Below are 6,288 nucleotides of genomic sequence, written 5' to 3'. Positions count from 1 at the left end.
CCATTTCCCCTGGCTCTCATCCCGACGCTCACCAAGCACGGGTAGAGCGCGGGGCTTCCCGCCGAGAAGCTAAAAAGGTTAAGAGCAGCACCAAAGGGTTGAGACCGTCATCATCGCCGCCTCCGGGTGCGAACCAAAATGCCATCTGCGCTAAGAAGGATATGGCACCGGCGATGGTTGCCGCTACGGCTTGGGTTAGGGTGTCGCGGTTATTGATATGGCTCAATTCGTGGGCAATTACCGCTTCGAGTTCGTCCGGGGGCAGGAGGTCGATAATGCCTTCGGTAACGGCTACGGCTGCATGTTCCGGGTCTCGACCGATGGCAAAGGCATTGGGAGAGCGACTGGGGACGATATAAATCGCGGGCATTGGCAACCAGGCGCGGTAGCAGAGGTTTTGTACCATTTGATGGAGTTGCGGTGCCTTCGCCTGAGAGACGGGCTGGGCACCATATGCCGCTAAGGCAATGCGATCGCAATAGTACCAAGAGCCAATGTTGGTGAGTGCCGCTAATGCTACGCCGATTAAGGCTCCTGCTGTGCCCCCAATCAGCCAGTAGCTCATTAAAATCAAGGTTAGCCTCCTTTAGTCGGAAACTGGGTAGCGCTGAAAAACGATCGCCTCCATCAGGATTTTCGCTTGCCCATCCGGGTGTCAGTTGTCTTCATTGTAGCGACCCCCTTCTGGCCGCTACGGGCAGAAAACGCCCCTAACTCGGTACGGGTTCACTCACCCACATGGCCCCCCGCTCTCGGGCGATCGCCGCTCGGGTGTGATGACGATCGCAGCTTTGGTCGATCGCGATCGCACTCAATTGTGTCGTTTGTCACTATGCGCTCGAATCGCGATCGCAGTTTTACTACCCAAACCGTGCAATAGTATAATCGTAGGGCTAAAATTATAGACACTATGTTACAAGACGACAGTCCATCTTCTGTTTCCTCTCGATCCACCGCTGTGCTCTCGCAGTTGAAAAGTGGGCAACTGTTGAGGGTCGATCCAAATCGGCAGGGCGGTCTGATTCTATGCAAAGCCCATCATGCCGAGTTCGCCGGTCCGGGAGCGGCAGTGGGCGGTATGTTTGACCTCGATTGCGTCCGCACGATTGCGGTGGGCGATGTGGCATTGATTTATCCAGAGTCGCACCAGGAACGTCAGCAAGCCTATCGACAGCGCCAAGAATGGTTTAACTCCATTCAACAGCCTTTGATGGAGTTGGTTCCCCTGCACAGAGCGCAAAAAATTTTGCACCTGTTCGCGCAATCCTTTGACGGTAAAACTGTTGCGAATCTTCCCAGTGAAGCCTTGGCTATGTTAGTGGGTGTGTTTCCCCATACCATCGCAATGGCAAAACAATCCCTCAAACAGCACGCCGCACCCCAAAAACCTCTGGCGATTCCCCGAGCGCTCTCGTAGCACTGCCTGCACACAGGCAGAATAGTGGTTGCTTTTAAACGGTAACGCTCATGTTTCACATTTTATCTCCAGTCCGATTAAAACCGGCGATCGCTTCACCAATCAACCATTGCACTCGCGCTGCAATTCCAGCTCAAAGGAGCGCCTATTTGCCCCACTCAACTCCCTTCTGGTTTACACCAAAAGGGAGTTTATCGTTTTTATCCATCGCCATAATGTCAATTTTTTTGGTTGACAACTGATTTTGGGAATTATAAAATCAATGAATTGTTTTCCTGGGGGATTATACTGGCCTATCTAGCTAGCGGTTTCAATTGCTCCTACCAGATTCGGGAAACTGATGTTCTACGGTTGGGGGTAATGGGTTGGCGATCGCGCCACCGCCCTCTCCAACACCAACGTCACGAACATCAAGTGAACAACCCGCCCCCAAATCAGCCAGCCGCCAGACACTCGTCAGACTGTGCTGCTTGGGGAAAGATAATTCCGCTCTCCGGGGCAAATTGTCCCTTTTTGCCGCCAAAGCAGCATGAAGCCGTTGTAAAATGTGGCAATTACTCCCAATTCGCGCCTGCAAAAATCGCGCACCTCCATCCCGTGCAAACTGAACGTTGCATTCTTCTGTTTGAAAACGTGCATCTGGAATCTAACCCTTGCAACGCTTCTGCTTTAGAATATTGCACCCTAGCCCGGTATTGTTGTCCCCCCCCCCTTCTTCTTCGGAACCTTTGCAGTGTCCGATTCCACCTTAATTGATGCTCGATCGTGATGAGATTTTTTGGAAATACCGCCATGTCCGCCGTAGACAATAGCGAACTGTTCGCTCTGTTTTTGGAACAAGCACCTGCCGCGATCGCGATGGTTGACGACCAGATGCGCTACCTGCTTACCACTCGTCAGTGGGCGATGGATTATCAACTCTGCGCCACCTCGCTCATTGGCCGCTCTCATTCTGAACTGTTTCCGTTTCTCCAGGAAAAAAGCATCAAGGCAAAAACCACAGGCAACCATCATGGCGGGGTGGGATTTACCCCGAAGGTGGCAAGGCAAGGGGAGGGGGAAATGGTCAGACTTCAACGGTGGCAAGGAATGCACGCGCATGCCCTGCAAGGTGCGATCGCGCGCTGGGAACCCGAACCCCTCCGCCGCAGTGATGGTTCGATTGCTTGGATTGAAGGCGAAATTCGTCCCTGGCATCACCCCAGTGGTAAAGTTGGGGGCTTGATTTTATTTAGCCAGATTGTCAAACTCGACCCCCCCCACAGCAATGCCACGGATTCAAGGAAGGGGTGGAAAAAAACCGCAGGCGATCGCCACGCCGATGCAATCGCTTTTTCCCGGGATGCACGCCCCGCAGTTCCCCCAAATCACAATCACAAACCTGCCCCCTCGTCAGAACATCTCCTCCTCACCCCCCTCAAACGGGAAGACCGACAAGCCAGTTTCTGGGCAAGACCCAGCCGAGCAAACGCACTGTTACAGGCAATTCCCGATATCCTGTTCTGCTTGAGGGAAGATGGCACCTGCCTCGAGTTCAAAACGCCAAAAAACGAACGGTTATGGTCAGATAATGGCGATCGCCCTATTATTGGCAAAAAATGGTGGGATATTTGGCCTCCCGAGGTTGCCAAGCTGACTCGGCACTACTTCAAACTCTCCGGAAAAACAAACAGCGTACAATCGTTTGAGCTAGAACTCCCGAGTGGCGATCGCCCCTCAGAATCCCCCTCTCCAGAATCCCTTCCCCCAGATCCCCCTGCACCCCGCCCCCGCCGCTGCCAGTTATACCAAGTACAAATCGTCCCCTGCGAGGAGAATGAATTTCTAGTCTGGATGCGCGCGATCGCCCCGGTCCTAGAATCGGACTCCCTCAAGCAAATGACCCTCGCCTTGGAAGCCGAACAAGCTCACCGCGAGCAAATCGAAGACATTCTCAGATTTACTCAATTTTCCCTCAATCGCGCTGCCGATGCGGTTTTTTGGGTGGATTCCCAAGCGCAGTTTTTTTACGTCAACGATGCCGCTTGTTTGTCTTTAGGGTATTCGCGCGAAGAACTAATTTCGATGACGCTTCACGATATTAATCCAGATTTTCCACCCCATTTGTGGGCCGATTACTGGGATGAAATCAAACAACTTGGCTCGTTTACTCTAGAATCTCGCCACCAATCCAAAGATGGCCGGATTTTCCCTGTGGAAAGTACGGTGAATTATTTGGAATACAACGCTCAGCAGTACAATTGCATCTTGGTGCGCGATATCACCGAACGCAAGCAAACCGAAGCACAACTCTACGAAGCCAAACTGGCGGCAGAAGCGGCCAATCGCTCGAAAAGTACCTTTTTGGCCAATATGAGTCACGAACTCCGCACGCCGTTAAATGCGATTATCGGCTATAGCGAACTGCTGCAAGAAGATGCGGTGGATCTCGGCATTTCCGATGCGGAGTTTATCGCCGATCTGGGATCGATTAATTCCGCAGGCAAGCATTTACTCTCGATTATCGGCGATATTTTAGATTATTCAAAAATTGAAGCGGGCAAGATGCAGCTATTTCTGGAGTCTTTCGAGTTGCCGAAGTTAATCGAGCAAGTGCGCGGAACCACTCAACCTTTGGTGGAAAAAAATTTGAATCAGTTGGTGGTTAACTGCCACGGGGAGTTGGGCACCATGTACGGCGACTTGACTAAGGTACGACAGGTGCTTTTCAATTTGTTGAGCAACGCCGCTAAGTTTACTCAACAAGGCACAATTTCTCTGAGTGTCACCCGCGAACCGAGAAGTCAACATGAAATCTTGATGGATGAAAATCAATCGGATGGGAGTTTAGAGGAGCAGTTTTTCGTCTTTCGCGTCCGCGATACTGGCATTGGCATGACGCCAGAACAGGTGGAACATTTATTCCAAGCGTTTATGCAAGCTGACGCATCCACGACTCGCCAGTATGGCGGCACCGGTTTGGGTTTGGCGATTAGCCGCCTGTTCTGTCAGATGATGGGGGGCGATATCATGGTAGAAAGTGAAGTGGGAGTGGGTTCGACTTTTACGGTTTATCTGCCCATGAGGGTGCAAGAACCCCCCGCTGGCGATCGCCGCGATTCTGAAACTCCCGTTACCTCTGAAGCGTTGAGCTGTAAAATCCGGATTTAGGTGGCGGGGGTCTTAGGGCAATTTCCGATTGTTAACTGGCGATTGACCGGGAGGCTGCGATCGATTTGCACTCCGATGGGATCCGGGAGAATCGCTGTTAAAAAAATTGTCTGCGTAGGCAGATGTAGTTACGGCGGGTGGTATTTCAATCGCAAGCTTTTTGGAGGCAATCGACCGGGCACCATAGAAGAAAAAAGAAGGTTTGATGGCTAGCAAGTTTATCCTGGAAAAGTACAGGGGTAAAAAGCCAGTGTTTTAAACAGGCGGGAAACAAATAAAATCTTAGGCAAGAGGGGTCAGGGCGATCGCTCTACAGAGGGAAGTTCTCGGTCACAGAAGACAATTCGCGTAAAAATTACTTAAAATCGCTGTTGATAGTTGTTGTTGCATTCAACCCCATGATAGAACGAGAATTTACGACGTCTGAAGTGGTTGCTCCAGGCGATCGCCACGAAGAGGAAGAAGAATCCTATGTGGATTACTTCTACGACGAACCCGGGAGTATGCCGGGAACCCTTAGTATTGAGTCCGATGCGTCACCGCCGACACTGATATTAATCGACTATAACTTCAGCAAAGCCACCCGGGTAGAGTTGGGTAGCCCAGAAACCTGTATTCCGTATTTAGATAAGCAGTCAGTGTCTTGGATAGACGTGCAGGGGTTGGGAAGTGAGGATATTTTGCAGCGGTTGGGGAAAGTGTTTGAATTGCATCCGCTACTGCTAGAAGATATTGTCAATGTTCCCCAACGACCGAAAGTAGAAGATTATCAGTCGCAGCAAGTGATTATTGCGCGGATGGTGATGCTCAAAGAAGAGCGGCCCGATCCCGACGAAGAATATTTTATGTCCGAACAAGTGAGCTTTGTGTTGGGTAAACATTACCTGCTAACCGTACAGGAAGAACCCGAACACGATTGTTTCGGGCCGGTGCGCGATCGCATTCGCACGAACAAAGGCAACATTCGCAAATATGGAGCCGACTATCTGGCATATGCTTTGTTAGACGCCCTAATCGATGGATTTTTCCCCGTTTTGGAAGCATATGGCGAGCGGATTCAAGACTTAGAAGACGAAGTGGTACTCAACCCCACAACTCACACTTTAGGTAAAATATACAAATTACGCCGAGAGTTGCTATACCTGCGGCGCTCCATCTGGCCGCAGCGCAATGCAATTAGCAAATTGATTCGCGAAGGGAGTCCGCTGATTGGAGAAGAGGTGAGCATTTATCTGAGAGACTGTTACGATCATACGATTCAAGTTTTGGATATGGTAGAAACCTACCGAGAGTTAGCCAGCGGGTTGATGGATGTGTATTTGTCAGCGGTGAGCAACAAAATGAATGAAGTGATGAAATTGCTCACAGTCATTTCGACCATTTTTATTCCCCTAACCTTTATTGTAGGGGTGTATGGAATGAACTTTAATCCCGAGGTATCGCCGTGGAATATGCCAGAATTGAATTGGTACTGGGGATATCCGGCAGTGTGGGTGTTGATGGTTGCGATCGCCACAGTGCTGATTTGCTTTTTCTGGCGTCGGGGATGGTTTAAGAACGTTTCAGACCTCAAAGATGATTGAGGGTAGCATGTCTTTCACGCACAAGAGCATGTAGACTGAGGGTAGCCATCAACCTGTAGGAAAAACCGTCAGGGACTCCGTAGAAACCAACCCCATGTCTAAAGCCAGGGGCTTGTACTTCTAACCACCTGACCAGCC

The 6,288-nt window shown here is 50.7% G+C and carries 5 protein-coding genes; 4 read left to right on the top strand and 1 reads right to left on the bottom strand.

The window, feature by feature from the left end:
* Positions 1–28 precede the first annotated feature (28 nt).
* The gene (locus tag AC0QH1_RS25800; protein ID WP_324634309.1) at positions 29–565 is read right to left on the bottom strand and encodes a M48 family metalloprotease; all 537 of its coding nucleotides are present in this window, start codon (positions 563–565) and stop codon (positions 29–31) included.
* A gap of 87 nt (positions 566–652) precedes the next feature.
* On the opposite strand from AC0QH1_RS25800, the gene AC0QH1_RS25795 reads away from it, so the two are divergent.
* The 4 genes from AC0QH1_RS25795 (at position 653) to corA (ending at position 6,150) form a co-directional block, all read left to right on the top strand.
* Complete coding sequence (locus tag AC0QH1_RS25795; protein ID WP_324634307.1) at positions 653–880, top strand: hypothetical protein; 228 nt, start codon at positions 653–655, stop codon at positions 878–880.
* 108 nt (positions 881–988) lie between these two features.
* Positions 989–1,417: a hypothetical protein gene (locus AC0QH1_RS25790; protein WP_324634306.1), complete on the top strand. Its 429-nt coding sequence runs from the start codon at positions 989–991 to the stop codon at positions 1,415–1,417.
* A gap of 768 nt (positions 1,418–2,185) precedes the next feature.
* On the top strand, positions 2,186–4,567 hold the full coding sequence (locus AC0QH1_RS25785) for a PAS domain-containing sensor histidine kinase (RefSeq protein ID WP_324634308.1): 2,382 nt from the start codon (positions 2,186–2,188) through the stop codon (positions 4,565–4,567).
* A gap of 398 nt (positions 4,568–4,965) precedes the next feature.
* Positions 4,966–6,150, top strand: a complete 1,185-nt coding sequence (corA, locus tag AC0QH1_RS25780; protein ID WP_324634305.1) for a magnesium/cobalt transporter CorA — start codon at positions 4,966–4,968, stop codon at positions 6,148–6,150.
* Positions 6,151–6,288: the final 138 nt, after the last annotated feature.

Source organism: Phormidium sp. CCY1219 (genome assembly GCF_055795085.1).
The sequence above is the reverse complement of the archived record's forward strand: the minus strand, read 5'-3'. Positions and strand labels throughout refer to the sequence as shown.

Coding starts and splice junctions, on each gene's coding strand:
- AC0QH1_RS25785 (WP_324634308.1), top strand. CDS start 2,186: ATGAGATTTTTTGGAAATACCGCCATGTCCGCCGTAGACAATAGCGAA.
- corA (WP_324634305.1), top strand. CDS start 4,966: ATGATAGAACGAGAATTTACGACGTCTGAAGTGGTTGCTCCAGGCGAT.
- AC0QH1_RS25800 (WP_324634309.1), bottom strand. CDS start 565: ATGAGCTACTGGCTGATTGGGGGCACAGCAGGAGCCTTAATCGGCGTA.